Source organism: Cupriavidus gilardii, assembly GCF_017598945.1.
Lineage (GTDB): Bacteria > Pseudomonadota > Gammaproteobacteria > Burkholderiales > Burkholderiaceae > Cupriavidus > Cupriavidus gilardii_E.
On sequence record NZ_JAGFTW010000012.1, the window covers coordinates 21,391 to 45,917 of the forward strand.

At 68.8% G+C, this 24,527-nt stretch carries 21 protein-coding genes and 1 pseudogene; 21 read left to right on the forward strand and 1 reads right to left on the reverse strand.

Annotated elements, in window-relative coordinates; all coding sequences use genetic code 11:
• Window positions 1-39: 39 nt before the first annotated feature.
• The 11 genes from J5T34_RS06200 to J5T34_RS06250 all read left to right on the forward strand — a co-directional run bounded on the left by J5T34_RS06200 (window position 40) and on the right by J5T34_RS06250 (window position 13,564).
• Window positions 40-1,254, forward strand: coding sequence for a substrate-binding domain-containing protein (locus J5T34_RS06200; RefSeq protein ID WP_244258720.1), 1,215 nt, complete (start codon window positions 40-42; stop codon window positions 1,252-1,254).
• Between the two features lie 138 nt (window positions 1,255-1,392).
• A complete protein-coding gene (locus tag J5T34_RS06205) occupies window positions 1,393-2,187 on the forward strand; it encodes an ABC transporter ATP-binding protein (RefSeq protein WP_208579193.1) in 795 nt (264 codons plus the stop codon).
• Window positions 2,180-2,956: an ABC transporter ATP-binding protein gene (locus tag J5T34_RS06210; protein ID WP_208579087.1), complete on the forward strand. Its 777-nt coding sequence runs from the start codon at window positions 2,180-2,182 to the stop codon at window positions 2,954-2,956. Before J5T34_RS06205 ends, J5T34_RS06210 begins: the two co-directional genes overlap by 8 nt.
• Before the next feature lie 43 nt (window positions 2,957-2,999).
• Window positions 3,000-4,070, forward strand: a complete 1,071-nt coding sequence (locus tag J5T34_RS06215) for a branched-chain amino acid ABC transporter permease (protein WP_432207634.1) — start codon at window positions 3,000-3,002, stop codon at window positions 4,068-4,070.
• A 46-nt stretch (window positions 4,071-4,116) separates the two neighbouring features.
• Entirely contained in the window at window positions 4,117-5,187 is a 1,071-nt protein-coding gene (locus J5T34_RS06220) for a branched-chain amino acid ABC transporter permease (RefSeq protein WP_208579088.1), read from the forward strand.
• Between the two features lie 49 nt (window positions 5,188-5,236).
• Window positions 5,237-6,784 carry an acyl-CoA synthetase gene (locus J5T34_RS06225; RefSeq protein WP_208579089.1) on the forward strand — a complete coding sequence of 516 codons (1,548 nt, stop codon included), beginning with the start codon at window positions 5,237-5,239 and terminating at the stop codon, window positions 6,782-6,784.
• Window positions 6,785-6,825: 41 nt separating this feature from the next.
• On the forward strand, window positions 6,826-9,024 hold the full coding sequence (locus tag J5T34_RS06230) for a D-(-)-3-hydroxybutyrate oligomer hydrolase (RefSeq protein WP_432207635.1): 2,199 nt from the start codon (window positions 6,826-6,828) through the stop codon (window positions 9,022-9,024).
• Window positions 9,025-9,035: 11 nt separating this feature from the next.
• Window positions 9,036-9,986, forward strand: coding sequence for a MaoC/PaaZ C-terminal domain-containing protein (locus J5T34_RS06235; RefSeq protein WP_244258721.1), 951 nt, complete (start codon window positions 9,036-9,038; stop codon window positions 9,984-9,986).
• A 178-nt stretch (window positions 9,987-10,164) separates the two neighbouring features.
• Window positions 10,165-12,753, forward strand: a complete 2,589-nt coding sequence (clpB, locus tag J5T34_RS06240) for an ATP-dependent chaperone ClpB (RefSeq protein ID WP_208579092.1) — start codon at window positions 10,165-10,167, stop codon at window positions 12,751-12,753.
• Window positions 12,754-12,907: 154 nt separating this feature from the next.
• Window positions 12,908-13,204: a type II toxin-antitoxin system RelE/ParE family toxin gene (locus J5T34_RS06245; RefSeq protein WP_208579093.1), complete on the forward strand. Its 297-nt coding sequence runs from the start codon at window positions 12,908-12,910 to the stop codon at window positions 13,202-13,204.
• Window positions 13,205-13,207: 3 nt separating this feature from the next.
• A complete protein-coding gene (locus tag J5T34_RS06250; protein ID WP_208579094.1) occupies window positions 13,208-13,564 on the forward strand; it encodes an addiction module antidote protein in 357 nt (118 codons plus the stop codon).
• A 300-nt stretch (window positions 13,565-13,864) separates the two neighbouring features.
• Here the strand turns inward: J5T34_RS06250 and J5T34_RS06255 are convergent, their stop codons facing one another.
• Window positions 13,865-14,104, reverse strand: a complete 240-nt coding sequence (locus J5T34_RS06255) for a hypothetical protein (RefSeq protein ID WP_208579095.1) — start codon at window positions 14,102-14,104, stop codon at window positions 13,865-13,867.
• Window positions 14,105-14,140: 36 nt separating this feature from the next.
• On the opposite strand from J5T34_RS06255, the gene J5T34_RS06260 reads away from it, so the two are divergent.
• From J5T34_RS06260 to rraA, 10 genes and pseudogenes are all read left to right on the forward strand, one after another.
• Window positions 14,141-15,148, forward strand: a complete 1,008-nt coding sequence (locus tag J5T34_RS06260; protein ID WP_208579096.1) for a sulfate ABC transporter substrate-binding protein — start codon at window positions 14,141-14,143, stop codon at window positions 15,146-15,148.
• 21 nt (window positions 15,149-15,169) lie between these two features.
• A complete protein-coding gene (locus tag J5T34_RS06265) occupies window positions 15,170-16,096 on the forward strand; it encodes an EAL domain-containing protein (RefSeq protein ID WP_208579097.1) in 927 nt (308 codons plus the stop codon).
• Window positions 16,093-16,761: an RBBP9/YdeN family alpha/beta hydrolase gene (locus J5T34_RS06270; protein WP_208579098.1), complete on the forward strand. Its 669-nt coding sequence runs from the start codon at window positions 16,093-16,095 to the stop codon at window positions 16,759-16,761. Before J5T34_RS06265 ends, J5T34_RS06270 begins: the two co-directional genes overlap by 4 nt.
• 138 nt (window positions 16,762-16,899) lie before the next feature.
• Window positions 16,900-17,871, forward strand: coding sequence for a sulfate ABC transporter permease subunit CysT (gene cysT, locus J5T34_RS06275; RefSeq protein WP_208579099.1), 972 nt, complete (start codon window positions 16,900-16,902; stop codon window positions 17,869-17,871).
• 1 nt (window position 17,872) lies between these two features.
• A pseudogene (cysW, locus tag J5T34_RS06280) lies at window positions 17,873-18,772 on the forward strand (sulfate ABC transporter permease subunit CysW); the annotation flags it as partial.
• 140 nt (window positions 18,773-18,912) lie between these two features.
• Window positions 18,913-20,064: a sulfate/molybdate ABC transporter ATP-binding protein gene (locus J5T34_RS06285; protein ID WP_208579101.1), complete on the forward strand. Its 1,152-nt coding sequence runs from the start codon at window positions 18,913-18,915 to the stop codon at window positions 20,062-20,064.
• On the forward strand, window positions 20,061-21,017 hold the full coding sequence (locus J5T34_RS06290; RefSeq protein WP_174107329.1) for a CysB family HTH-type transcriptional regulator: 957 nt from the start codon (window positions 20,061-20,063) through the stop codon (window positions 21,015-21,017). The genes J5T34_RS06285 and J5T34_RS06290 overlap by 4 nt, the downstream gene beginning before the upstream one ends.
• 497 nt (window positions 21,018-21,514) lie before the next feature.
• Window positions 21,515-22,714: a sensor histidine kinase gene (locus tag J5T34_RS06295; RefSeq protein WP_208579102.1), complete on the forward strand. Its 1,200-nt coding sequence runs from the start codon at window positions 21,515-21,517 to the stop codon at window positions 22,712-22,714.
• A gap of 124 nt (window positions 22,715-22,838) precedes the next feature.
• Complete coding sequence (locus J5T34_RS06300; protein ID WP_208579103.1) at window positions 22,839-23,654, forward strand: LytR/AlgR family response regulator transcription factor; 816 nt, start codon at window positions 22,839-22,841, stop codon at window positions 23,652-23,654.
• A gap of 166 nt (window positions 23,655-23,820) precedes the next feature.
• Complete coding sequence (gene rraA, locus J5T34_RS06305) at window positions 23,821-24,324, forward strand: ribonuclease E activity regulator RraA (RefSeq protein WP_208579104.1); 504 nt, start codon at window positions 23,821-23,823, stop codon at window positions 24,322-24,324.
• Window positions 24,325-24,527: the final 203 nt, after the last annotated feature.

Consider the following 24,527-nt stretch of genomic DNA (forward strand, 5'->3'; position numbering starts at 1 on the left):
CAGGCCAGGACAAAACAAAAAGGACCGAGGAGACAAACAATGGGACCCCACCGCATCGCCCGCCGCACCGCGGCGCTTGCCGCCGCGCTCGCCACGACGCTGGCCACCGCGCTGCTGACGACCGGCACGGCTGCCGCCAAGGACATCCGCATCGCCCACGTTTACGACAAGACCGGCGCGCTCGAGGCCTATGCCAAGCAGACGCAGATCGGGCTGATGATGGGGCTCGACTACGCGACCGGCGGCACCATGACCGTCAATGGCCGCAAGCTGGTGGTGATCGAGAAGGATACGCAGGGCAAGCCCGACGTCGCCAAGGCCCAGTTGGCCGCCGCCTACAGCGACGACGGCGCCGATATCGCGGTGGGACCGACCTCGTCCGGCACCGCGCTGGCGATGCTGCCGGTGGCCGAGGAATACCGCAAGGTCCTGCTGGTCGAGCCCGCGGTGGCCGATTCGATCACCGGCGACAAGTGGAACCGCTATATCTTCCGCACCGGCCGCAATTCCTCGCAGGACGCGATCGCCAACGCGGTGGCGCTCGACAAGCCCGGCGTGCAGATCGCCACGCTGGCGCAGGACTACGCGTTCGGCCGCGACGGCGTCAAGGCGTTCAAGGACGCGCTCAAGCAGGCCAAGGTCGTGCACGAGGAATACCTGCCGACCAACACGACCGATTTCACCGCCGGCGCGCAGCGGCTGTTCGATGCGCTGAAGGACAAGCCCGGCCGCAAGGTGATCTTCATTATCTGGGCCGGCGCCGGCAATCCGTTCAAGATCGCGGACCTCGATCCGAAGCGCTACGGAATCGAGATCGCCACCGGCGGCAACATCCTGCCGGCGATGGCCAGCTACAAGAACTTCCCCGGCATGGAAGGGGCGACCTACTACTACTTCGGCATCCCGAAGAATCCCGCCAACCAGTGGCTGGTCGCGAACCACTACAACAAGTACAAGACCCCGCCGGACTTCTTCACCGCCGGCGGCATGGCCTCGGGCATCGCGCTGGTCGAGGCGCTGAAGAAGACCGGCGGCGCCACCGGCAGCGAGAAGCTGATCGCGGCGATGGAAGGCATGTCGTTCGACACGCCGAAGGGCCGGATGACCTTCCGCAAGGAGGACCATCAGGCGATGCAGTCGATGTACCACTTCAAGATCAAGGTCGACCCCGCCTTCGCCTGGGGCGTCCCCGAGCTGGTCCGCGAGATCAAGCCCGAGGAAATGCAGGTGCCGATCCGCAACAAGCGGCAATAAGCGGTGGAGCGCCCGGTGCAAGCCAGCCCTGCCAACCTGGATGCGGCCCGCTCGTCCTGCGCGACCCACGCGGCCGCGCGTACCGCCGCGGTCGATGGGGCGGCGCCGCTGCCCGGCGGCGACGCAAGCCGTGGCCCCGTGGGCGCGGCCACGTCGGCCGGACAGCCCGCGCTGGAAACGCGCGACCTGACGATCCGCTTCGGCGGCCACGTGGCCGTCAACGCGGTGTCGTGCGCCTTCCGCGCCGGCGAGCTCACCTGCATCGTCGGTCCGAACGGCGCCGGCAAGACGACGTACTTCAACCTGATCTCGGGCCAGCTCGCGCCGACCGGCGGCCGCATCGCGCTGTACGGCCGCGATATCACCGGCCTGAGCGCCTCCGGCAAGGCCCGCCGCGGCATCGGCCGGGCCTTCCAGCTGACCAGCCTGTTTCCCAATCTGACGGTGCTGGAGAACGTGCGGCTGGCGGTGCAGGCGCGGGCCCGCATCGGCCTCGATCTGCTGACCGTCTGGAGCAGCCATCGCGGCGTCAATGCCGAGGCCGAGCGCTGCCTGGAACGGGTCGCGCTGGCATCCAGGCGCGACCTGACCGTGGCCGCGCTGCCGCATGGCGACCAGCGCAAGCTCGAGGTTGCGATCCTGCTGGCGCTGCGCCCGCGCGTGTTCATGTTCGACGAGCCGACCGCCGGCATGAGCGTCGACGAGGTGCCGGTGATCCTGGACCTGATCCGCGAGATCAAGCAGGACCGCTCGCACACCGTGCTGCTGGTCGAACACAAGATGGACGTGGTGCGCTCGCTGGCCGATCGCATCGTCGTGCTGCACAACGGCAGCCTGATGGCCGATGGCGATCCGGCCGAGGTGATGGCCTCGCCGATCGTGCAGCAGGCCTATCTGGGGCTGCCGGCCGACGGGGAGGGCACAGATGCCTGAGCCCACGACCTCGTCATCCGCTCGGCATTCCGCTCCGCAGGCCGCGGCGCAGCCGCTGCTGCGCCTGCGCGACGTGCAGACGCATATCGGCCCGTATCACATCCTGCACGGCGTCACGCTGGACGTGCCGCGCGGCGGCATCACGATGCTGCTCGGACGCAACGGCGCAGGCAAGACCACCACGCTGCGCACCGTGATGGGCCTGTGGCGCGCCAGCGCCGGCCGGATCGAATTCGACGGCAGGGACATCACCGCGCTCGATACGCCGGCGATCGCGCAGGCCGGCATCGGCTACGTGCCGGAAAACATGGGCGTGTTCTCCGACCTGACCGTGGCCGAGAACCTGCGGCTGGCCGCGCGCCAGGGCCCGGCCGATCCACAGCGGCTCGACTGGGTGCTGCGCATGTTCCCGGCGCTGAAGGTGTTCTGGCACCAGCGCGCCGGCGTGCTGTCCGGTGGCCAGAAGCAGATGCTGTCGGTCGCGCGCGCCATCGTCGAGCCGCGCCGGCTGCTGATCGTCGACGAACCGACCAAGGGGCTGGCGCCGGCCATCATCCAGAACATGATCGCGGTGTTTCGCGAGCTGAAGCAGACCGAGGTGTCGATGCTGCTGGTCGAGCAGAACTTCCAGATGGCGCGCGCGGTGGGCGACACGGTGGCGGTGATGGACGACGGCCGTGTGGTGCACGCCGGCACCATGGCCCAGCTGGCCGCTGACGAGGGGCTGCAGCAGCGGCTGCTCGGGCTGTCGCTGGCCGCGCATCAATGATGTCGGCCCTGATGATGTCTGCCTTGTGCGAGGAAACCGAACCATGACCGCTGGCAGCACCGCGTCCGAACCCGCCACGCCTGTGACCCCCGTCGCCGCTGATGCCACGCCGGCGGCCAATGCCGCCCATCTGCCGGCCGCACGGCTGGACTGGCTGCCGCTGGCGCTCGCGCCGCTGCTGATGCTGTTGGCGTACCCGCTGATCGGCAGCGGCTCGACCTGGCTGACGCTGACCGTCGCGGGCCTGGCGATGGGCATGATCGTCTTCGTGGTGTCGTCGGGCCTGACGCTGGTGTTCGGCCTGATGGACGTGCTGAACTTCGGCCACGGCGCCTTTATCGCGGTGGGCGCCTATATCGCGGCCTCGGTGCTGCTGCCGCTGGCGCCCTGGGTCGAGGCCGACAGTCTGGCGCTGAACCTTGCAGTGTTCGCGCTGGCGATCGCCGCGGCGATGGTCGTGGCCGGCGCGCTGGGCCTGGCCTTCGAGCGCGTGGTGGTGCGTCCCGTCTATGGCCAGCATCTGAAGCAGATCCTGATCACGATGGGCGGCATGATCGTCGCCGAACAACTGATCAAGGCGATCTGGGGCCCCGAGACCATCGCGCTGACGCTGCCGGCGAGCTTTCGCGGCGCGGTGCTGCTCGGCGATGCCGCGATCGAGAAATACCGGCTGATCGCCGTGGTGCTGGGGCTGGTGGTCTTCATCGCGATGCTGCTGGTGCTGAACCGCACCCGCATCGGCCTGCTGATCCGCGCCGGCGTCGAGAACCGCGAGATGGTCGAGGCGCTCGGCTACCGCGTGCGCCGGCTGTTCGTCGGCGTGTTCGCGGTCGGTGCAGGCTTGGCCGGCATGGGCGGCGTGCTGTGGGGCCTTTATCAGCAGAACATCACCGCGGCGATCGGCGCACAGGTCAACGTGCTGATCTTCATCGTGATCATCATCGGCGGACTCGGTTCCACCGCGGGCTGTTTCGTCGGCGCGCTGCTGGTCGGGCTGATGGCCAACTACACCGGCTTCCTGTTCCCCAAGGTGGCGCTGTTCTCCAACATCCTGCTGATGGTGCTGATCCTGCTGTGGCGCCCGCAGGGGCTGTATCCGGTGGCGCGGCGCTGAGGCTGGTCGCCGCGTCACATCGCATGGCAAAGGAACCGACCGCATCATGATTCGACTGCTCTCCGGCGATACCCCGCGCAGCCGCGTGCTGACGGCGCTGCTGGTGCTTCTGCTGCTGGCGCTGGTCTGCACGCCGTTCCTGATCCCCGGCGCGCGGGCGCTCAACATGGCCGCCAAGATCTGCATCTTCGTGGTGCTGGTGGCGAGCTACGACCTGCTGCTCGGCTACACCGGCATCGTGTCGTTCGCGCATACGATGTTCTTCGGCATCGGCGGCTATGGCGTGGCGATCGCGATGACGCGCTTCGAGCCGGGCTGGGGCGCGCTGCTGGCCGGCGTCGCCGGCGCGCTGATCGTGTCGATGCTGCTGGCGCTGGTGATCGGCCTGTTCTCGCTGCGCGTGCGCGCGATCTTCTTCGCGATGATCACGCTGGCGGTGGCCACCGCGTTCGCCACGCTGGTGTCGCAACTGTCGGCCTGGACCGGCGGCGAGGACGGGCTGTCGTTCAAGGTGCCGGCGCTGCTGACGCCGGGCTTCGCGCTGGAAGACGCCGACGGCGAGGTGCGCGAATGGCTCGGCGTGCCGCTCAACGGCAAGCTCGTTTCGTACTACCTGGTGCTGGCCGGCGCGGCGGTGCTGTTCCTGTTGCTGCTGCGCGTGGTCAACTCGCCGTTCGGCCGCGTGCTGCAGGCCATCCGCGAAAACGACTTCCGCGCCGAGGCGATCGGCTACCGCACCGTGGTCTATCGCACCGTATCGACGGTGTTGTCGGCGGCCTTCGCCACGCTGGCCGGCGTGCTGATGGCAATCTGGCTGCGCTACAACGGCCCGGATACCTCGCTGTCGTTCGAGATCATGGTCGACATCCTGCTGATCGTCGTGATCGGCGGCATGGGCACGATGTATGGCGCGGTGATCGGCACCGTGCTGTTCCTGCTGGCGCAGACCTATCTGCAGGACGTGATGAAGCTGGCCAGCGAGGCTACCGCGGCGCTGCCGCTGCTGTCGTCGCTGCTGCATCCGGACCGCTGGCTGTTGTGGCTGGGTTTGCTGTTCGTGCTCAGCGTCTATTATTTCCCGCAGGGCATCGTGGGACGTCTGCGCGCCGCGCGATGACGACGATGGCCGGGCTCATCATCGCGGTTCACCGCAAGGCGGGGCGCTCATGTACGTAGTCGATTGGCTGCACAAGCACGCACAGCATCGCCCCGACAAGATCGCGCTGGTCGACGTCGACAGCGGCCGGCAGATCAGCTATCGGCAGTTCGACGAGCGCGCCAGCCGCTTCGCCGAGTATCTGACCGGCACGCTGGCGCTGGCGCCCGGCAGCCGCGTCGCCGTGCTGGCGCACAACAGTTCCGACTATCTCGAGATGCTGTACGGCTGCGCCAAGGCCGGCATGGTGACGGTCTGCCTGAACTGGCGGCTGGCGCCGGCCGAACTCGAGCCCATCCTCGACGATTGCACGCCCGACGTGCTGGTGGCCGGCGACGGCTTTCTTCACGTGGTGGCCGGACTGGCGCGGGGACGCCGATGGCGTGCGGTGCTGCATCTGGCCGATGACGAAGCCGCCGACGTACCGGCCGGCTGGACCGAATACGAGGCGGTGCTGGCCGCCGCATCGGGGCGCCTCATCGAGATGCCTTGCCGCGACGAGCACGAGGTCTGGCATCTGCTGTACACCTCGGGCACCACCGGGCGGCCCAAGGGCGTGATCCAGACCTTCGGCATGGTCTTCTTCAACGCGGTCAACGCGACCATTGCCAACCGCATCACGCGCGACGACGTGATGCTCGCGGTGCTGCCGTTCTTCCATACCGGTGGATTGAACCTCTACGCCAATCCGGTGCTGCACGCCGGCGGCACCGTGCACATCACCCGCCAGTTCGATGCGGGCGCCACGCTGGCGCGGCTCGATGCGCGCTCCGGCGCGGGCATCACGATGTTCTTCGCGGTGCCGTCGATCTACCAGTTCATGAGCCAGCATCCGGACTTCGAACGCACCGACCTGTCGCGCTTGCGCAGCTGCGCGGCCGGCGGCTCGCCGGTGCCGCTGCCGCTGCTGCAGGCCTGGCAGGCCAAGGGCGTGACGATCTGCTTCGGCTTCGGCATGACCGAGACCGGCCCGACCGTGTTCGTCGCCGACGAGGACACCGCGCGCCGCAAGCCGGGCACGATCGGCAAGCCGGTGGGCTCGATGCTGACGCGCGTGGTCGACCCGCTCGGCAACGACGTTCCGCCGGGCGAGCGTGGCGAACTGCTGATCAAGGGCCCGGGCGTGACACCGGGCTACTGGAACCTGCCCGAGGCGACCGCGGCCGCGCTGCGCGACGGCTGGCTGCATTCGGGCGATATCGCTTACGTCGACGCCGACGGCGACTACTACATCGTCGACCGGGCCAAGGACATGTTCATTTCCGGCGGCGAGAACGTCTATCCGGCCGAGGTCGAGCAGGCGCTGTTCGCGTTGCCGCAGGTCGCCGAAGCCGCGGTGATCGGCGTGCCCGACGCGCGCTGGGGCGAGGTCGGCATGGCGCTGCTGGTGCTCAAGCCGGGCGCGCAGCTGAGCGCGGACGATGCGATCGCGCACTGCCGGCAACGGCTGGCGGGCTACAAGGTGCCGCGCCATGTGCGCGTGGTCGATGCGTTGCCGCGCACGCCGTCGGGCAAGATCGAAAAACACAAGCTGCGCATGCAATACCGGCAGCAATGATGCGGCGCTCGCATGCGGCGTTGCCATGCAAGGAGACCACGATGCAGCACAGAGACGGAAGCGCGGGGGCAGGGCAATGGCGCGGCGAAGTCGGCCAGGGCCGGGCAGCGGCAGGATCGGCAGGGTCGGGACGGTCGGGAGGGTGGAGGTTGCTGATCCCGCTGGCCTGCATGGCGCTCGCCGCCTGCGGCTCGGACGATGACGACGACCATCGCGCGCCGGTCAACCAGCGGCCGGCCTATATCAGCGCGCTGACGGTGCACGACTACGATGGCAGCGCCGACGATCTGCTGACCGCGGGCCTGGGCAAGGACGGACTGGCCGCCGCCACGCCGCCGCTGCCGGCCGATCCCAACGCGCCGACCCGCACCGAGCTGCGCCGCTATGCGATCTGGAGCAACTACCAGGCGCTGGTCGATGTCAGCGCGGCCGGCGGCTACGGCACGCTGTACGGGCCCAACGTCGATGCGCAGGGCAATGTCACCGGGGGTCAGGGCAAGATCCCCGGCGTCGAGTATCTGGCCTATGCCGACGACGGCAGCGGCCGGCAGAACGTCACGATGCTGGTGCAGATTCCGGCCGGCTTCGATCCGGCGAAGCCGTGCCTGATCACGGCCACCTCGTCGGGCTCGCGCGGCGTCTATGGCGGCATCTCGACCGGCGAATGGGGCCTGAAGCGCGGCTGCGCGGTGGCCTATACCGACAAGGGCACCGGCGCCGCGCCGCACGATCTGGGCAACGACACCGTTGCGCTGATCGACGGCACCCGCACCAGCCGCGCAGCGGCGGGCCGGGACGCGCATTTCGCCGCGCCGCTCGACGACAACGCGCGCGCCGCCTTCAACGCCGCGGCGCCGCATCGGCTGGCCTTCAAGCATGCGCATTCGCAGCGCAACCCCGAGAAGGATTGGGGGCTGTTCACGCTGCAGGCGATCGAATTCGGCATCTGGGCCATCAACGACCGCCACGGCGAGATGCGCGACGGCCAGCGCCGCCGCACCATCGACAAGGACAAGCTGCTGGTGATCGCCTCCAGCCTGTCCAATGGCGGCGGCGCGGCGGTCGCGGCGGCCGAGGCCGACCTGCAGGGCCTGATCGACGGCGTCGCGGTCAGCGAGCCGAACCTGAACATGCCCCGGGACGCCGGCATCACCGTGCGGCGCGGCGGCACGCCGGTGGCCGTCAACGGCCGCCCGCTGTACGACTACACGACGATGGCCAACCTGCTGCAGCTGTGCGCGGCGCAGGACCCGGCCAACGCGCAGGCGCCGGCGGTCGGCTTCTACGCGACGCTGGGCAGCATCCCGGCCAACCGCTGCGCGGCGCTCGCCAGCGCCGGCATCATCCGGGGCGCCACGCTCGCCGAGCAGGCGGCCAGCGCGCAGCAGACGCTGCGCGACTACGGCTGGGAACCGGAGTCGGCGGTGCTGCATGCCTCGCTGGGCTTCTTCGAGGTGGCCAGCGCGGTGTCGGTGACCTATGCCAATGCGCTGTCGCGCGCCAGCGTGACCGACCGGCTGTGCGGCTACAGCTTCAGCGGCATCAACGCCGCATTCGAGCCCGCGCCGGTGACCCAGGCGCAGATGGCCAACATGTTCGCGACCGGCAACGGCGTGCCGCCGTCGTCGGGCGTGCAGCTGATCAACGACCTGGACCCGCGGGGGCCGCGCCGCGATCTGCTGTCGCGCTCGCCCGGCTCGCCGGTCGACGACGCCAACACGGCCGGAGCGCGCTGCCTGCGCGACCTGGTGACCGGCAACTCGCCGCAGGCCCTGGCGCTGCAGGTGGGCGAACGCCTGACCTTGCGCAACGGCAATCTGCGCGGCAAGCCCGCGCTGATCGTGCACGGCCGCGACGATGCGCTGCTGCCGGTCAACCACACCTCGCGCCCGTACCTGGGCCTGAACCGCCAGCGCGAGGGCGCGGCCAGCCGGCTGTCGTACATCGAGGTGACCAACGCCCAGCACTTCGACGCCTTCAATGCGCTGGTGCCGGGTTATGGCAATCGCTATGTGCCGCTGCACCTGTACCTGAACCGGGCGCTCGACGCGATGTACGACCATCTGCGCAGCGGCACGCCGCTGCCGCCGTCGCAGGTGGTGCGCACGGTGCCGCGCGGCGGCGCGCCGAATACGCCGGCGCCGGCGATTCAGCCGTCCAACGTGCCGGGCTTTGCCGCCAGCCCCGCCGCCGGCGACCGCATCGAGGTCACGGGCGGCATCGTCGAGGTACCGCAGTGACGATGGCAACGATGCCGCCCTCCTTGCCCGCCGTGCCCCGCGTGCTGACGCAGCACGACTTCGATCGCTTCGCGCGCCTGTCGCGCGACGACAATCCGATCCACTGCGATCCGGCGTTCGCGCGCGGCACGCATTTCGGCGCCACCGTCGCGCACGGCATGCTGCTGTTCTCGCTGCTGTGCGCGCAGATGCGGCGCGGCCGCGCGGGGCCGGTGCTGCCGCTGGCGCAGACGCTGATGTTTCCGCAGCCGACCTACGTCGGCGACGCCGTGGTGGCGGAACTGGTGCCGGGGGAGGGCGCCGCGGGGCGGGTCGCGCTGCGCACCGCGATCCGCTGCGTGCAGCGCGGCGGCCGTGCGCTGTCGGCGGACGAGGCGCCGGTCACGGCGAGCGGCGAGGCCGAGCTGCTGCTCGACCCCGATGCCGCCGCGCTCGCCGGACCGTCGATCGGCGGCGCGGCGGGCGCCGTGGCCGCCGTGGCCGGCGATGCGGCGCTGTATCACCTCAGGCCGGGGCAGCAGGCGGACGCGGTGCGCAGCTTCGAGCGCGCCGATATCGACGACTATGTGGCGCTCAGCGAGGATGCCAATCCGCTCTACACGGATACGGCCCTGGCCAGGCGCCGCGGCTTCGACGGCCCGGTGGTGCCGCTGCCGCTGCTGGCCGGCATGTTCTCCGACCTGCTGGGCACGCGGCTCCCGGGGCGCGGCACCGGCTGGATGAAGCAGTCGCTGCGGCTGCGCGCGGCGGCCCGGCTGGGCGAGCCGCTGCGGGCGTCGGTGCGGATCGTGCGGCTGCGCACCGACAAGGAGCTGGTCAACCTGGCCACCGACATCACCGGCGAGGGCGGCCGGCTGGTGCTGCAGGGCGAGGCGCTGGTGCTGGTGCGCAATCTGGAGAAGAAGGGGGCGGGCGGAGCCGAAGACCTCGGACAGGACCGGCCGGCGGCGGTGTCCTCCTGAGCCGTGCGGTGGCGCGCTGCTTGCGCCACATCAAATGACGCATCGCTTCGTCTTGAAATGTCACGGCAAAGCCCTATCTTCGGCAGTGACATCCGGTGTCCTGCCGGCCGACGACGCGATGCGCACCGACTGCGCCGCGGGGCCGCCTCGGGACACGTATCCCAGAGAGGGTTTCCCTATGCGTCTTGACAAACTGACTACCCGATTCCAGGAAGCGCTGGCCGATGCCCAGACGCTGGCGATCGGCAACGACAACCAATACATCGAACCGCAGCACCTGCTGCGCGCGCTGCTGGCGCAGAACGACGGCTCGGCGCGCGCGCTGCTGTCGCGCGCCGGCGTCAACATCAACGGCCTGGCCAGCGCGCTCGACGCCGCCATCAAGCGGCTGCCGCAGGTGCAGGGCACCAGCGAGGTCCAGCTCGGCCGCGAGCTGGCGGCGCTGTTCAACGCGACCGAGAAGGAGGCGATCAAGCGCGGCGACCAGTTCGTCGCCAGCGAGCTGTTCCTGCTCGCGGTCGCCGACGACAAGGGCGAGACCGGCCGCATCGCGCGCGAGCACGGCATGAGCCGCAAGTCGCTGGAAGCGGCGATCGACGCCGTGCGCGGCGGCGAGTCGGTCAACAGTGCCGACGCCGAGGCCCAGCGCGAGGCGCTGAAGAAATACACGATCGACCTGACCGAGCGCGCCCGCCTGGGCAAGCTCGATCCGGTGATCGGGCGCGACGACGAGATCCGCCGCGCAATCCAGATCCTGCAGCGCCGCACCAAGAACAACCCCGTGCTGATCGGCGAGCCGGGCGTCGGCAAGACCGCGATCGTCGAAGGGCTGGCGCAGCGCATCGTCAATGGCGAAGTCCCGGAAACGCTGAAGAACAAGCGCGTGCTGGTGCTCGACATGGCGGGCCTGCTGGCCGGCGCCAAGTACCGCGGCGAATTCGAGGAGCGCCTGAAGGCGGTGCTGTCCGATATCGCCAAGGACGAGGGCCAGACCATCGTCTTCATCGACGAGATCCACACGATGGTCGGCGCCGGCAAGGCCGAGGGCGCGATCGACGCCGGCAACATGCTCAAGCCCGCGCTGGCGCGCGGCGAGCTGCACTGCATCGGCGCGACCACGCTGGACGAGTACCGCAAGTACATCGAGAAGGATGCCGCGCTGGAGCGCCGCTTCCAGAAGGTGCTGGTCGACGAGCCGACGGTCGAGGCCACCATCGCGATCCTGCGCGGTCTGCAGGAAAAGTACGAACTGCACCACGGCGTCGAGATCACCGACCCGGCGATCGTCGCCGCGGCCGAGCTGTCGCACCGCTATATCACCGACCGCTTCCTGCCCGACAAGGCGATCGACCTGATCGACGAGGCGGCCGCGCGCATCAAGATGGAAATCGACTCCAAGCCGGAGGAGATGGACAAGCTCGAGCGCCGCACGATCCAGCTGAAGATCGAGCGCGAGGCGGTCAAGAAGGAAACCGACGAGGCGTCCCGCAAGCGGCTCGAACTGATCGAGCAGGAGATCGAGCGGCTCGAGAAGGAGTACGCCGACCTCGACGAGATCTGGAAGGCCGAGAAGGGCGCGGCCCAGGGCGCCGCTGCGCTGAAGGAGGAGATCGACAAGATCCGCCTGGAGATCGCGCGGCTGCAACGCGAGGGCAAGCTCGACAAGGTCGCCGAGCTGCAGTACGGCAAGCTGCCCGAGCTCGAAGGCAAGCTCAAGGCCGCCACCGCGGCAGAGGCCAGCGAGCAGAAGCAGCCCAACCGGCTGCTGCGCACGCAGGTCGGCGCCGAAGAGATCGCCGAGGTGGTCAGCCGCGCGACCGGCATTCCGGTCGCCAAGATGATGCAGGGCGAGCGCGAGAAGCTGATCGCGATGGAGGACTATCTGCACAAGCGGGTGGTCGGCCAGGACGAGGCCGTGCGGCTGGTGTCCGACGCGATCCGCCGTTCGCGCGCGGGGCTGTCTGACGAGAACAAGCCGTATGGCTCGTTCCTGTTCCTCGGCCCGACCGGCGTCGGCAAGACCGAGCTGTGCAAGGCGCTGGCCGAGTTCCTGTTCGATTCGCAGGAGCATCTGATCCGCATCGACATGAGCGAATTCATGGAGAAGCACAGCGTGTCGCGGCTGATCGGCGCGCCGCCGGGCTATGTCGGCTACGAGGAAGGCGGCTACCTGACCGAGGCGGTGCGGCGCAAGCCGTATAGCGTGGTGCTGCTCGACGAAGTCGAGAAGGCCCATCCGGACGTGTTCAACGTGCTGCTGCAGGTGCTCGACGACGGCCGGCTGACCGATGGCCAGGGGCGCACCGTGGACTTCAAGAACACGGTGATCGTGATGACCTCGAACCTGGGCTCGCAGATCATCCAGCAGATGACCGGCGAACCGCACGAGGCGATCAAGGGCGCCGTGTGGCAGGAGGTCAAGACGCAGTTCCGGCCCGAGTTCCTGAACCGCATCGACGAGGTGGTGGTGTTCCACGCGCTCGACCAGAAGCACATCGAGTCGATCGCGAAGATCCAGCTGCAGCGCCTGCAGTCGCGCCTGGCGCGGATGGACATGGCGCTGGAAGTCAGCGACGCCGCCCTCGAGCGCATCGCCAGCGCGGGCTACGATCCGGTCTTCGGCGCGCGGCCGCTGAAGCGCGCGATCCAGCATCAGATCGAAAACCCGGTCGCGCGGCTGATCCTGGAAGGCAAGTTCGGCGCCAAGGATGTGGTGCCGGTGGACTACCGGGATGGGGAGTTCACGTTTGGCAGGGTGGTGCACTGACCTGCAGAGGCGTCAGTCGTTTCGCCGAATGCCGCCGCATGAAGACGCCGGGCCAAGGCCCGGCGTTTTTTTGTCTTGTCGCCGTTGTTCGATCTTGATCTGACGGACCGGTAGTCTCATAGCCGTCCGATAGGGGCCTCGGTAGCGTCGGGTCATGCCGACGATCCGCGCCACCCCCGAATTTGAAGAATGGATCTCCACCTTGAGAGACGAGCGAGCGAAGTCGCGCGTACTCGTTCGGATTCGACGGTTGATGTCTGGAAACGCTGGCGATTGGGCTGCCGTTGGCGAGGGTGTTGCCGAAATGCGCATACACTATGGCCCCGGGTATCGCGTCTATTTCAAGCAGCATGGCACCGCCGTAGTGCTGCTGTTGGCAGGAGGAGACAAGCGGACGCAACGCCAGGACATCGCACTGGCGTTGCGACTGGCTCGCCTGCATCTGGAGTAGGAAATGACCGCAAAAACCAGAGTTTTTGACATTGCCGATCACCTCAAGACGGATCGCCAGATGGCGCTGTATCTGGAGGCCTGTCTTGAAGAACAGGATCCGGAATTGGTGATCGCGGCATTGGGCGACATTGTTCGTGCCAAGGGCCTGCATGATGTCGCTGTGCGCGCAGGACTGTCGGTCGACGCGCTCGGCAAGCTACTGAACACGAAGTCGACGGCCGACTTTGCGACTGTTTTGAGGATCGTCGCGGCGCTTGGCTTACGTCTACATGCCATACCGGCGACTGTTCATGGCAAGACCGGCGCCGCCGCTCTGGCGCAATGGTCGTATGAAGTCGACAAGCGCCTCCATTCCTGAAGCCTGATGGTCCGGTTCGAGTTCCCCTCTCCCCAACCCTCTCCCCCTGAGGGGGAGAGGGAGTACACATCGGACGAGGCAAGCGAAGCGAGAAGACTCGCACATAGTCGGTTGTCTCCCCTCTCCCGCTTGCGGGAGAGGGGTGGGGGGAGAGGGCAAGCGGCGGTCGTCATGTCGCCGGCGTTTGAAACCACCTCCCTCTCCCCAACCCTCTCCCCCTAAGGGGGAGAGGGAGTACACCGACAGAACTCTTGACCTGGATCAACCGCCGTCGTCTGCCCGGCCGCTAACATGACCCCGTCATGAAGCTGCGGGGGCGCACTTCATGACTTGTCTACCCGTTTCCTTCTCGGAAACTTGACCCGCGGTGCTCCCGTACCGCGGGTTTTTCTTTTGGCTGGCGCTCGGCAGCGCCACCTCACGGCCGTTTTCGCCCTTATGCGAAAAACGTGCTTGGATCGGCGAAACCATTCGTTCCTTGTCGTCTTGCCGCCCGGTAGCCTCGATGCTGTCGCGATGGCCATGGATGCCGTCGCGCATGCCAGCTTTTTTTCTGACGGACGGGAGCCCTTGAAGATGATTCGCCAGTTGGCCATTGCGGCCGCAGTGTTGTCCCTTGCCGGCGTCGCCGGTCTCGCGCAGGCCCAAACGACCCTGCTGAACGTGTCCTACGACCCCACGCGCGAGCTGTATGTCGACGTCAACGCCGCCTTCGCCAAGGCGTGGAAGGCCCGGGGCGGCGACAATGTGACGATCCGCCAGTCGCACGGCGGCTCGGGCAAGCAGGCGCGCTCGGTGATCGACGGGCTGGAGGCCGACGTGGTCACGCTGGCGCTCGGCTACGACGTCGATGCGGTGGCGCAGAAGGGCCTGATCAAGGCGGACTGGCAGAAGCGGCTGCCGCACAACGCCTCGCCCTATACCTCGACCATCGTGTTCCTGGTGCGCAAGGGCAATCCGAAGGCGATCCGCGACTGGAGCGACCTGGTCAAGCCCGGCGTGCAGGTGATCACGCCGAATCCGAAGACCTCCGGCGGCGCCCGCTGGAACTATCTGGCGGCCTGGGGCTATGCGTTGCGCCAGCCCGGCGGCAACGAGGCCAAGGCTCGCGATTTCGTTGCGCAGCTGCTCAAGAACGTGCCGGTGCTGGACTCCGGCGCCCGGGGCGCGACCACGACCTTCGTCGAACGCGGCATCGGCGATGTGCTGATCGCCTGGGAGAACGAGGCGCTGCTGGCGATCAAGGAGCTGGGCCCGGACAAGTTCGATATCGTCGCGCCGTCGGTGTCGATCCTGGCCGAGCCGCCGGTCGCGGTGGTCGACAAGGTCGTCGACAAGCGCGGCACCCGCCGCGCCGCCGAGGCCTATCTGCAGTTCCTCTACACCGACGAAGGCCAGGAGATCGCCGCGCGCAATTACTACCGGCCGATCTCGGAGAAGGTGGCCGCCAAATATGCGTCGGCCTTCCCGAAGGTCAAGCTGTTCACGATCGACGAGGTGTTCGGCGGCTGGCAGAAAGCCCAGCAGACGCACTTCGCCGATGGCGGCACGTTCGACCAGGTCTATCAGCCTGGCCGGCGCTGAGCCGCGGGATCGGGAGCGTTCATGAACGACAGCCGCACGCTGGCCCGCCGCGATCCGGCCTATCGGCCGCCGCCGGCGCCGGCCGATGCCGCCGGACCGGTCGCCGGCCGGGCCGGCGCACCGATCCCGGCCGCGCTGGCGCGCTATCTCGAGGCGCTGCCGGACCGGCCCGAGCCCGGCTATTCGCTGTGGCGCGATGCGCGCCGACAGGTGCAGGGGCGCTTCCATCATTGCTCGCTGACCAGCGCGTTCGCGCCGCTGATCGCGCTGGCCGACCGCCGCGCGGTCGGCCATGAAGGCACCATCCGCACCTATGCGGGCGAGCAGCCCGGGCTTGCCGCGTGGAAGCTGTTCGCGCTGGCGGCCGACGACGCCTCGCTGGTCGCACTGGACCGGCTCTCGCGGCTGCTGCATGCGATCAACTATGTGGCCGCCGGCGGCACGGGCAAGCTGGTGCTGAACGTACACAACCGCCTGCTGGCCGCGGTGGCCGACGACCACGGCGCGGCGTTCCGGCGCGCGGTCCAGGCGTTGGACCTGCCGCAGTCGCAGCTGGTGATCCAGGTGCCGGCCAGCGCCAACGACAATCTGCCGCTGCTGCTGCAGGTGGTCGGCAACTACCGGCGCAACGGCTTCGCGGTCAGCCTGCAGGCATCCGACCCGGCCGAGGCCGGCGTGCTGATCGCGCAGGCGCAGCCCGACTGGCTCAAGCTCGATATGGGGCGGCTGTGGACCGACCGCCAGCTTGCCGGCCTGCGCACCAGCGCGGCCGATGCCGGCGTCACGCTGATCGGCCGCCGGCTCGACAGTGCCGAGACCGCGTTGCGGCTGCAGGCGGCGGGCATCGAGCTCGGGCAGGGCGCCTATGCCGGCGCGACGCTCGGGCCCGGCGAACTGCGGCGCGCGACCCACGCTTCGCACCACCATGACCAGGAGGAACCGAGATGACGTTGCGTCTGCCGTCCCATGCCGCCGACATCGAGCTCGAGGTGCCGTCCGGCCTCGGCATCCTGACCGTGCCGGGCCTGCACGGCAGCGGCCCAGAGCACTGGCAGAGCCGCTGGGAACGCCGCTTTCCCGACTGGCAGCGGGTCGAACAGCGCGACTGGTCGCGTCCCAGCCTGCATCTGTGGGCCGAGCGCGTCGGCGACGCCGTCGCCCGGGTGCGTCGCGTCGCGCCGCGCGGCGCGGTGCTGGTGGCCCACAGCTTCGGCTGCCTGGCGACCTTGCGGCAGGCGGCGAACGACCCCGACGGCATCGCCGGCGCCTTGCTGGTCGCGCCGGCCGACCCGGACAAGTTCGGCGTCGCGCCGCTGCTGCCGACCTTCCGGCTGCCGTTTCCGACGTTGCTGGTGGCCAGCCGCAACGACCCGTGGATGGCGCAGCGCACCGCCTTCACCTGGGGCACGCTGTGGGGCAGCGAGCTGCACGATGCGGGCAGTCTCGGTCACATCAACGCCGATTCCGGCCTCGGCCGTTGGCCCGAAGGGCTGGCGCTGCTCGGCACGCTGCTGCAGCGGATCGATGCGCGCCGCGCCGGCGCGGCCCAGGACCGCCACAGCACCGCCTGGGAAGCGGGACTCGAAGTGATTCCCACGGTCCCATATATCTAGAACGACTAAAGACATGCGTAAATATTCGTTCTGGATATAAGCGCTGCTCTGCACAATCTATCGGTCCGCTGCCGTGCGTCCGCCCGGCGCACCGGCGGCGCCATCGTCGCGTGCACCGCGGCTTTCGAACCAGACACCATGCCTGCCACCCTGCCATTGACCGATACCGTGCCAGCGGCGCCGACCTTCCCGCGGCGTCTGCCGGGGCCGCTGCGCGCGCGCCATACCGTGCTGCCCGGCTTCGGCCTGTCGCTCGGCTTCACGCTGCTGTATCTGACGCTGATCGTGCTGATTCCGCTGGCCGCCGCCTTTCTGAAGGCGTTCACGCTGAGCTGGGACAGCTTCTGGGCCATCGTCACCGCGCCGCGCGTGCTGGCCGCCTACAAGCTGAGCTTCGGCGCCTCGCTGATCGCCGCGCTGGTCAACACCGTGTTTGGGCTGGTGGTGGCGTGGGTGCTGGTGCGATATCGGTTTCCGGGCCGGCGCCTGGTCGATGCGCTGGTCGATCTGCCGTTCGCGCTGCCGACCGCGGTGGCCGGCATCGCGCTGACCGCGCTGTTCGCCGGCAACGGCTGGATCGGCCGCTGGCTGGAGCCGCTGGGCATCAAGGTCGCCTTCACCCCGCTGGGCGTGGTGATCGCGCTGACCTTCATCGGCCTGCCGTTCGTCGTGCGCACGGTGCAGCCCGTGCTGGAGGAACTCGAACGCGAGCTCGAAGAGGCCGCAGCCAGCCTCGGTGCGACGCGCTGGCAGACCTTCCGGCGCGTGATCGTGCCGGCGATCGCGCCGGCCTTGCTGACCGGGTTTGCGCTGGCCTTTGCGCGGGCCACCGGCGAGTACGGCTCGGTCGTCTTCATCAGCGGCAATATGCCGATGGTCTCCGAGATCGCGCCGCTGATGATCTACGCGAAGCTCGAGCAGTACGACTATGCCGGCGCGACCGCGGTGGCGGTGGTGATGCTGCTGATCTCGTTTGCGTTGCTGCTGCTGATCAACGGGCTGCAGGCCTGGTCGCGGCGCCGCCAGAACGGCGGCCGGCAGAGCGCGGCGAACGCGCGGGACGACGCCACCGACAAGACAAGCGCGTTGACCGCGGCGGGAGACTTCTGACATGGCCGGCTCCCTTCCTCTGCGCGCGGCACGCGCGCTGCCGGCGACGCCCGTGCATGACGCCACCGGCGAGACGCCGTGGGTGCGCCGCACGCTGATCGCGCTGGCCGCGCTGTTCCTGACGCTGTTCCTGTTCGTGCCGCTGGCCGCGGTGTTCTACGAGGCCCTGCGCCAGGGCCTGGGCGCCTACTGGAACGCGCTGACCGAGCCCGACGCGCTGTCCGCGATCCAGCTGACGCTGACGGTGGCGGCGATCGCGGTGCCGCTCAATCTGGTATTTGGCGTCGCCGCGGCCTGGGCCATCGCCAAGTTCGAATTTCCCGGCAAGAGCCTGCTGATCACGCTGATCGATCTGCCGTTCTCGGTCTCGCCGGTGATCTCGGGCCTGATCTATGTGCTGCTGTTTGGCGCGCAGGGCTGGCTCGGACCGTGGCTGGCCGAGCACGATATCCGCATCCTGTTCGCGGTGCCGGGCATCGTGCTGGCGACGATCTTCGTGACCTTCCCCTTCGTCGCCCGCGAACTGATTCCGCTGATGCAGGCGCAGGGCACCGAAGAAGAGGAGGCCGCGATCGTGCTCGGCGCCTCGGGCTGGCAGACCTTCTGGCGCGTGACGCTGCCCAATATCCGCTGGGGGCTGCTGTATGGCGTGATCCTGTGCAATGCGCGCGCGATGGGCGAGTTCGGCGCGGTGTCGGTGGTGTCCGGCCATATCCGCGGCCTGACCAACACGATGCCGCTGCACGTCGAGATTCTGTACAACGAATACAACTTCGTCGCTGCGTTCGCGGTGGCCTCGCTGCTGACGCTGCTGGCCCTGCTGACGCTGGCGATCAAGACGCTGGTGGAGTTCCGTACGCGGCGCGAACTGGGCGAAGCGAGCGAAGAGGCCGCGCCGACCGCGTTGCACGTCGGGTCGCAGCCCGCATTGCAGGCCAACGCGCCCGCGTTCGCCGATGGCGCCGCGCGTCCGGCGCGAACCACGGGGACCGCGTCGCCGGCCAGGCCGGCCGATGCGGAAGACAGCTTGGGATGGACATCATGAGCATTCAGGTCAGGCATCTGCACAAACAGTTCGGCGACTTCGTCGCGCTGGACGACGTCACGCTCGATTTCGCCGAGGGCGAACTGACGGCGCTGCTGGGGCCGTCCGGCTGCGGCAAGACCACGCTGTTGCGCGTGATCGCCGGGCTGGAACGCGCCGACCGCGGCCAGGTGCTGCTGGAAGGCCAGGATGCGACCGGCCAGCCGGTGCGGCAACGCCAGGTCGGCTTCGTGTTCCAGCACTACGCGCTGTTCCGCCATATGACGGTGTTCGAGAACGTCGCCTTCGGCCTGCGGGTCAAGCCGCGCGGCGAGCGGCCCAGCGAGGCGCAGATCCGCGAGCGGGTGCGGGCGCTGCTGGAACTGGTGCAGCTGGACTGGCTGGCCGAGCGCTATCCGCCGCAGCTGTCGGGCGGCCAGCGCCAGCGCATCGCGCTGGCCCGCGCGCTGGCGGTCGAGCCGCGCGTGCTGCTGCTCGACGAACCGTTCGGCGCGCTCGATGCCAAGGTTCGCAAGGAATTGCGCCGCTGGCTGCGGCGCCTGCATGACGAACTGCATGTGACCAGCGTGTTCGTCACGCACGACCAGGAGGAGGCGCTGGAAGTCGCCGATCGCGTGGTACTGATGCAGCGCGGCCGCGTCGAACAGGTGGGCTCGCCGCAGGCGGTCTACGAACATCCGGCCACGCCGTTCGTGTTCGGATTCCTCGGTCACGTCAATCGCATCCACGGGCGGCTCGAGCGCGGCGCCGACGGCGGGGCGCTGCGGACCGGCGCGACGCTGCTGTCGCTGTCCGATGTGTCTGCCGGCGCCGGCGAGGACGGGCTGGCGTCGTTCGACGAGGCGGAAGGCGCGGAGGCGGTCGGCTACGTGCGCCCGCACGATGTCGAGCTCGAGCGTTATGCGCCCGGCGCGGACGGCATCGTCGCGACGCTGCGGCGCGCGCTGGCGCTCGGTCCGGTCGCGCAACTCGAACTGGAGCGCGAGGACAACCGCGAGCTGATCGAGGTGGTGCTGCCGCTCGAGCGCTTCCAGCGCGACGGTTATCGCGAGGGCGAGCTGCTGGCGGCGCGGCCGCGCCGGATGCGCGTGTTCGCCGGCGCACAGGCTGCGGCCGGCAAGGTGGCGCAGGCAGGAGCGGCGCGATGAATTTCCAGCAACTGCGATCGATCCGCGAGGCGGTGCGCCGCCAGTTCAATCTGACCGAGGTCGCCAACGCGCTGTACACCTCGCAACCGGGCGTGTCGCGCCAGATCCGCGAGCTCGAGGAAGAGCTCGGCGTCGAGATCTTCGAGCGCTACGGCAAGCGGCTGACCGGGCTGACCGCGCCGGGCCGCGAGATCGTCCGCATCGTCGAGCGCCTGTTGCTCGAGGCGGAGAACCTGCGCCAGGCCGGCGACGAATTCGCCGGCCGCCATACCGGCCGGCTGACGGTGGCCACCACGCATACGCAGGCACGCTACGCGTTGCCGAAGGTGGTGACCGAATTCCGGCGCGCCTATCCGCACGTCACGCTGGCGCTGCAGGAGGCTTCGCCCAACCATATCGTCGAGCTGCTGCTGTCGGGGCAGGCCGATATCGGCATCGCCACCGAGGCGCTGGCCAGCGAGCCGTCGCTGACCGCGTTCGACGCCTATACCTGGCGCCACGTGCTGGTGGTCGCGCCCGACCATCCGCTGACGCGCCTGCCCGAGCCGACGCTGGAGGATCTGGCCGGCTTTCCGATCATCACCTACGACGCGGGCTTCACCGGCCGGCGCAAGATCGACAGCGCGTTCGCGCAGGCCGGCCTGCAGCCGGAGATCGTGCTGACCGCGCTCGACGCCGACGTGATCAAGACCTATGCCGAGCTCGATCTCGGCGTCGGCATCATCGCCTCGATGGCCTACGACGCGCGCAAGGACAGCGGCCTGGTGCGGATCTCGGCCGACCATCTGTTCGCACCGAATACCACCAGCGTGGCGGTGCGCCGCGGCGCCTATCTGCGCGGCTACGCGCATGCCTTCATCCAGCTGTTCGCGCCGCATCTGTCGGAGCAGGCGGTCAGCAGTGCGTTGTCGGAGAGCGGCAGCGTCGGCGCGCTGACGGCCGAGGCCGCGTAGGCGTCGCCGGCGCGGCTGCTGCCCTCTTCCCCGGGCCCTCTCCCGCAAGCGGGAGAGGGGGAGAACGCCAACGCGGATGGATGCACCGGAGCGTCGCGGCGCCGCCGCAATGCCGGCTTTGCGCGGCGCTCGCGTTTGCCGCGATGCATCTTAGCTGCGTCTTGTCATACGCCGATCCTGTCGCCTCCGGTTCGGGCCCGGCAGCGGCCGCTTCGCGCCGCCGCTCGCCCATTCGTCGCATCCGGGTTTCATTCGACTCGTTACCCGGGTTACAGTACGCGCACGGACACGGGATGCGAACCGATGCAGCGGCCGCGCGCCATGCTGCACCGCATCGCCGGTCATCCCGTGCCGCGTGCGATCCGCCTCCGAGATGGCGAGTGCCGCGGTGGGGGCCGCACCGCCGCATGGAACGTCGGCGGGTGGCGGCTAGAATGAGGCAACAGTCCCTCCCCACACCCGCATTGCCGAGGTGGCGGTGGACGGACGGAGGCGACATGAGATCGACGCACCGCTGTTTCACCCACGCCATTCCTTCCCGCCTGACGCTGCTGGGGCGGGATCTGGTGTTCGTGCTGATCATGAACGCCGTGATTGCGGTCAGCCTGACCTGGGGCTTCCAGACCGGCGGCACCTTCCTGAAGAACTTCGTCTATAGCGAGCTGATCGGCCTGTCGATCTGGGCGCTGATCGATATCCCGCGCGTGGTGATCTGGCGCAACGAGCGCCCGGCCGGCTGGCCCTTCATCCTGCTGGCGATCGCCGCGGTGCCGCTGGGCGTGCTGTTCGGCAGCTGGGCGACGCGGATGGTGCTGGACCTGCCGCCCAAGTCGATGGAAGAGGCCAACGACATGCTGCGCATGTGCCTGGTGGTCGGAATGCTGGCGGCGACCAGCATGATTTACTTCTACTGGTCGCGCGAGCGCCTGGCCTTCCTGCAGCGTCAGGCCGCCCTCGATGCGCTGCAGCGCGAGGAGGCCGAGAAGCAGCTGGTGCGCGCGCAGCTGATGGCGCTGCAGGCGCAGATCGAACCCCACTTCCTGTTCAACTCGCTGGCTCACCTGGACGGCCTGATCGCCACCGATCCGCGCGCCGCGCGCAAGCTGCTGCAGGGGCTGATCGGCTTTCTGCGGCGCTCGCTGGCCCATACCCGCGCGGAGCAATGCACGCTGCAGCAGGAGTTCGCGCTGCTGCGCAGCTACCTCGATATCCAGGGGCTGCGCTTCGGCCAGCGCCTGTCCTATCAGTTCGATCTGCCGGACGATCTGGCCGAGGTCGAGATTCCGCCGATGCTGATCCAGCCGCTGGTCGAGAACGCCGTCACGCACGGCATCGAGCCGTGCATGGCTGGCGGGCGCATCACCGTGTCGGCGCGCGCGCAAGGCGAGAGCGCCGTGCAGGTGTCGATCGCCGATACCGGCGTCGGTTTCGCGCAGGCCCCGGTCAAGGGCTCGGGCCTGGGGCTGACCCATGTGCGCGAACGGCTGGCGCGGATCTTCGGCGCCGCGGCGGCGATGCAGATCGAGGAAAACGTGCCGAGCGGCGTGGTGGTGCGGCTGACCGTGCCGGTCACGCGCAAGCCGGCCCAGCAGGGCGCGTCCGCGCCGGCTGCCACCTGCGGGACGGCGCAGGCCGGGGCCGCGCCGGCGGTGCCGGTGCGGCCCGTGCCGGCTGCCTCGGCCGCCGCGCGGTCCTGATACCGATATCGCAGGGCACGACGGCTGCTGTCGCCGCCGCCGGCCGCCCTCCGTTACCGCCGGCGGTCGCCGATCCCCCTGGGCCACCGCCGATGAACCACGATCGACTGCCACCGACTTCACGATGACGCCGACCCTGCTGATTGCCGACGACGAACCGCTGCTGGCCCGCGTATTGCATGCCGAATTGTCCAGCCTGTGGCCAGAGGCGCAGATCGTCGCGACGGTCCATGACGGGGTGTCGGCGCTCGAAGCCGTGCGCCAGCACGCGCCGCGCGTCGCCTTTCTCGATATCCGGATGCCCGGCATCACCGGCATGGAGGTCGCGCGCGAACTGCTGGGCAAGCCTGGGGCGCCGCTGGTGGTGTTCGTTACCGCCTACGACCAGTTCGCGCTCGAGGCCTTCGAGAGCGCGGCCGTCGACTACGTGCTCAAGCCGATCCAGCGCGAGCGGCTCGAAGCCACGGTGACCCGGCTGAAGACGCGGCTGGCGATGCCGCCGCAGGCGATGGACGGCACCGCGCCGGCGAGCACGCCGGAGGGCGAGCGCCTGGAGCAATTGCTGAACCGGCTGGAGGCGCTCGACCGCGACACCATCGCGCGCACCGGCGGGCCGTATCTGCGCTTCATCAAGGCGCTGGTCGGCCAGGAGGTGCGGATCATTCCCGTCGACGAGGTGATCTACCTCGAGGCCACCGACAAGTACGTCAACGTGGTGTCGAACAGCGGCGAGGCGCTGATCCGCACCAGCCTGCGCGAGCTGACCCAGCAGCTCGATCCCGACCGCTTCTGGCAGATCCATCGCGGCACCGTGGTCAACATCGATTGCGTCGCCGCCGCGGTCAACCAGTCGCTGGGGCGGCTGACGCTGAAGCTGCGCAACCGGCCGGAGACGCTGGCGGTGGCGCGGCAATACGCCTATCTGTTCAAGCAGATGTAAGGCCGGGGCCGCGCAGCGCGCCGGTTTCCCGGGGTCTTCGGGCCGTCGTTTTCCTCTATGATGCTTCGGCTGCGCCGCACCATCGGACGCAGCGGGCCCGCGTTGCGTCGGGTTCGCCTTCGCCTTTTTCCCCTTGTTTCCCCTGCTTATCGAGGAGTGATTTGCCATGGATTTCGCCACCACCGACCTTTGCGACGATCACGAGGCACGGCTGGCCGACGGCTCGCTGCGGGTGCTGACGCCGGGCTGGCAGGCATTCGGCAAGCGCGCGCGCTTTGCCGGCCCCGCCATGACGCTGAAGGTGTTCGAGGACAACTCGCTGGTGCGCGAGGCGCTGGAGTCGCCCGGGCAGGGCAGGGTGCTGGTGGTCGACGCGGGCGGCTCCGCGCGCTGCGCGCTGGTCGGCGGCAATCTCGGCCAGCTGGGCCAGAAGAACGGCTGGGCCGGCATCGTGCTCAACGGCTATGTGCGCGACACGGTCGAGCTCAACGATTGCGACATCGGCATCCGCGCGCTCGGCGTGCATCCGCGCAAGAGCGAGAAGCGCAACAGCGGGCAGCGCGACGTCGCATTGCAGATGCCGGGTGCGGTGGTGCGGCCGGGCAACTGGATCTACGTCGACGAGGACGGCGTGCTGGTGTCCGATGTCGAACTGGGCAAGGCCGCCTGAACCGCGCGACAGTCCTTGCACACAATTTCACGATGCGGAAAGACGTTTTGATGCGCAAAAATACATGGGTGCGCGGCACAACGGTCGTTTCTCATGATGGGAAAGGTCTTGCCGTATCGTGAAATACTTTCTTTAAGTTACTGAAAGATAAGGATAAAAAATCTGCGGCGCGGACCGCATTCCACCTTGTTGCGTCGCGGGAC

What these genes read in the sequence shown, in the direction of transcription:
- J5T34_RS06200 (WP_244258720.1), top strand. Translation starts at nt 40, where the DNA reads ATGGGACCCCACCGCATCGCCCGCCGCACCGCGGCGCTTGCCGCCGCG.
- J5T34_RS06210 (WP_208579087.1), top strand. Translation starts at nt 2,180, where the DNA reads ATGCCTGAGCCCACGACCTCGTCATCCGCTCGGCATTCCGCTCCGCAG.
- J5T34_RS06215 (WP_432207634.1), top strand. Translation starts at nt 3,000, where the DNA reads ATGACCGCTGGCAGCACCGCGTCCGAACCCGCCACGCCTGTGACCCCC.
- J5T34_RS06220 (WP_208579088.1), top strand. Translation starts at nt 4,117, where the DNA reads ATGATTCGACTGCTCTCCGGCGATACCCCGCGCAGCCGCGTGCTGACG.
- J5T34_RS06225 (WP_208579089.1), top strand. Translation starts at nt 5,237, where the DNA reads ATGTACGTAGTCGATTGGCTGCACAAGCACGCACAGCATCGCCCCGAC.
- J5T34_RS06230 (WP_432207635.1), top strand. Translation starts at nt 6,826, where the DNA reads ATGCAGCACAGAGACGGAAGCGCGGGGGCAGGGCAATGGCGCGGCGAA.
- J5T34_RS06235 (WP_244258721.1), top strand. Translation starts at nt 9,036, where the DNA reads ATGCCGCCCTCCTTGCCCGCCGTGCCCCGCGTGCTGACGCAGCACGAC.
- clpB (WP_208579092.1), top strand. Translation starts at nt 10,165, where the DNA reads ATGCGTCTTGACAAACTGACTACCCGATTCCAGGAAGCGCTGGCCGAT.
- J5T34_RS06245 (WP_208579093.1), top strand. Translation starts at nt 12,908, where the DNA reads ATGCCGACGATCCGCGCCACCCCCGAATTTGAAGAATGGATCTCCACC.
- J5T34_RS06250 (WP_208579094.1), top strand. Translation starts at nt 13,208, where the DNA reads ATGACCGCAAAAACCAGAGTTTTTGACATTGCCGATCACCTCAAGACG.
- J5T34_RS06255 (WP_208579095.1), bottom strand. Translation starts at nt 14,104, where the DNA reads ATGCGCGACGGCATCCATGGCCATCGCGACAGCATCGAGGCTACCGGG.
- J5T34_RS06260 (WP_208579096.1), top strand. Translation starts at nt 14,141, where the DNA reads ATGATTCGCCAGTTGGCCATTGCGGCCGCAGTGTTGTCCCTTGCCGGC.
- J5T34_RS06265 (WP_208579097.1), top strand. Translation starts at nt 15,170, where the DNA reads ATGAACGACAGCCGCACGCTGGCCCGCCGCGATCCGGCCTATCGGCCG.
- J5T34_RS06270 (WP_208579098.1), top strand. Translation starts at nt 16,093, where the DNA reads ATGACGTTGCGTCTGCCGTCCCATGCCGCCGACATCGAGCTCGAGGTG.
- cysT (WP_208579099.1), top strand. Translation starts at nt 16,900, where the DNA reads ATGCCTGCCACCCTGCCATTGACCGATACCGTGCCAGCGGCGCCGACC.
- J5T34_RS06285 (WP_208579101.1), top strand. Translation starts at nt 18,913, where the DNA reads ATGAGCATTCAGGTCAGGCATCTGCACAAACAGTTCGGCGACTTCGTC.
- J5T34_RS06290 (WP_174107329.1), top strand. Translation starts at nt 20,061, where the DNA reads ATGAATTTCCAGCAACTGCGATCGATCCGCGAGGCGGTGCGCCGCCAG.
- J5T34_RS06295 (WP_208579102.1), top strand. Translation starts at nt 21,515, where the DNA reads ATGAGATCGACGCACCGCTGTTTCACCCACGCCATTCCTTCCCGCCTG.
- J5T34_RS06300 (WP_208579103.1), top strand. Translation starts at nt 22,839, where the DNA reads ATGACGCCGACCCTGCTGATTGCCGACGACGAACCGCTGCTGGCCCGC.
- rraA (WP_208579104.1), top strand. Translation starts at nt 23,821, where the DNA reads ATGGATTTCGCCACCACCGACCTTTGCGACGATCACGAGGCACGGCTG.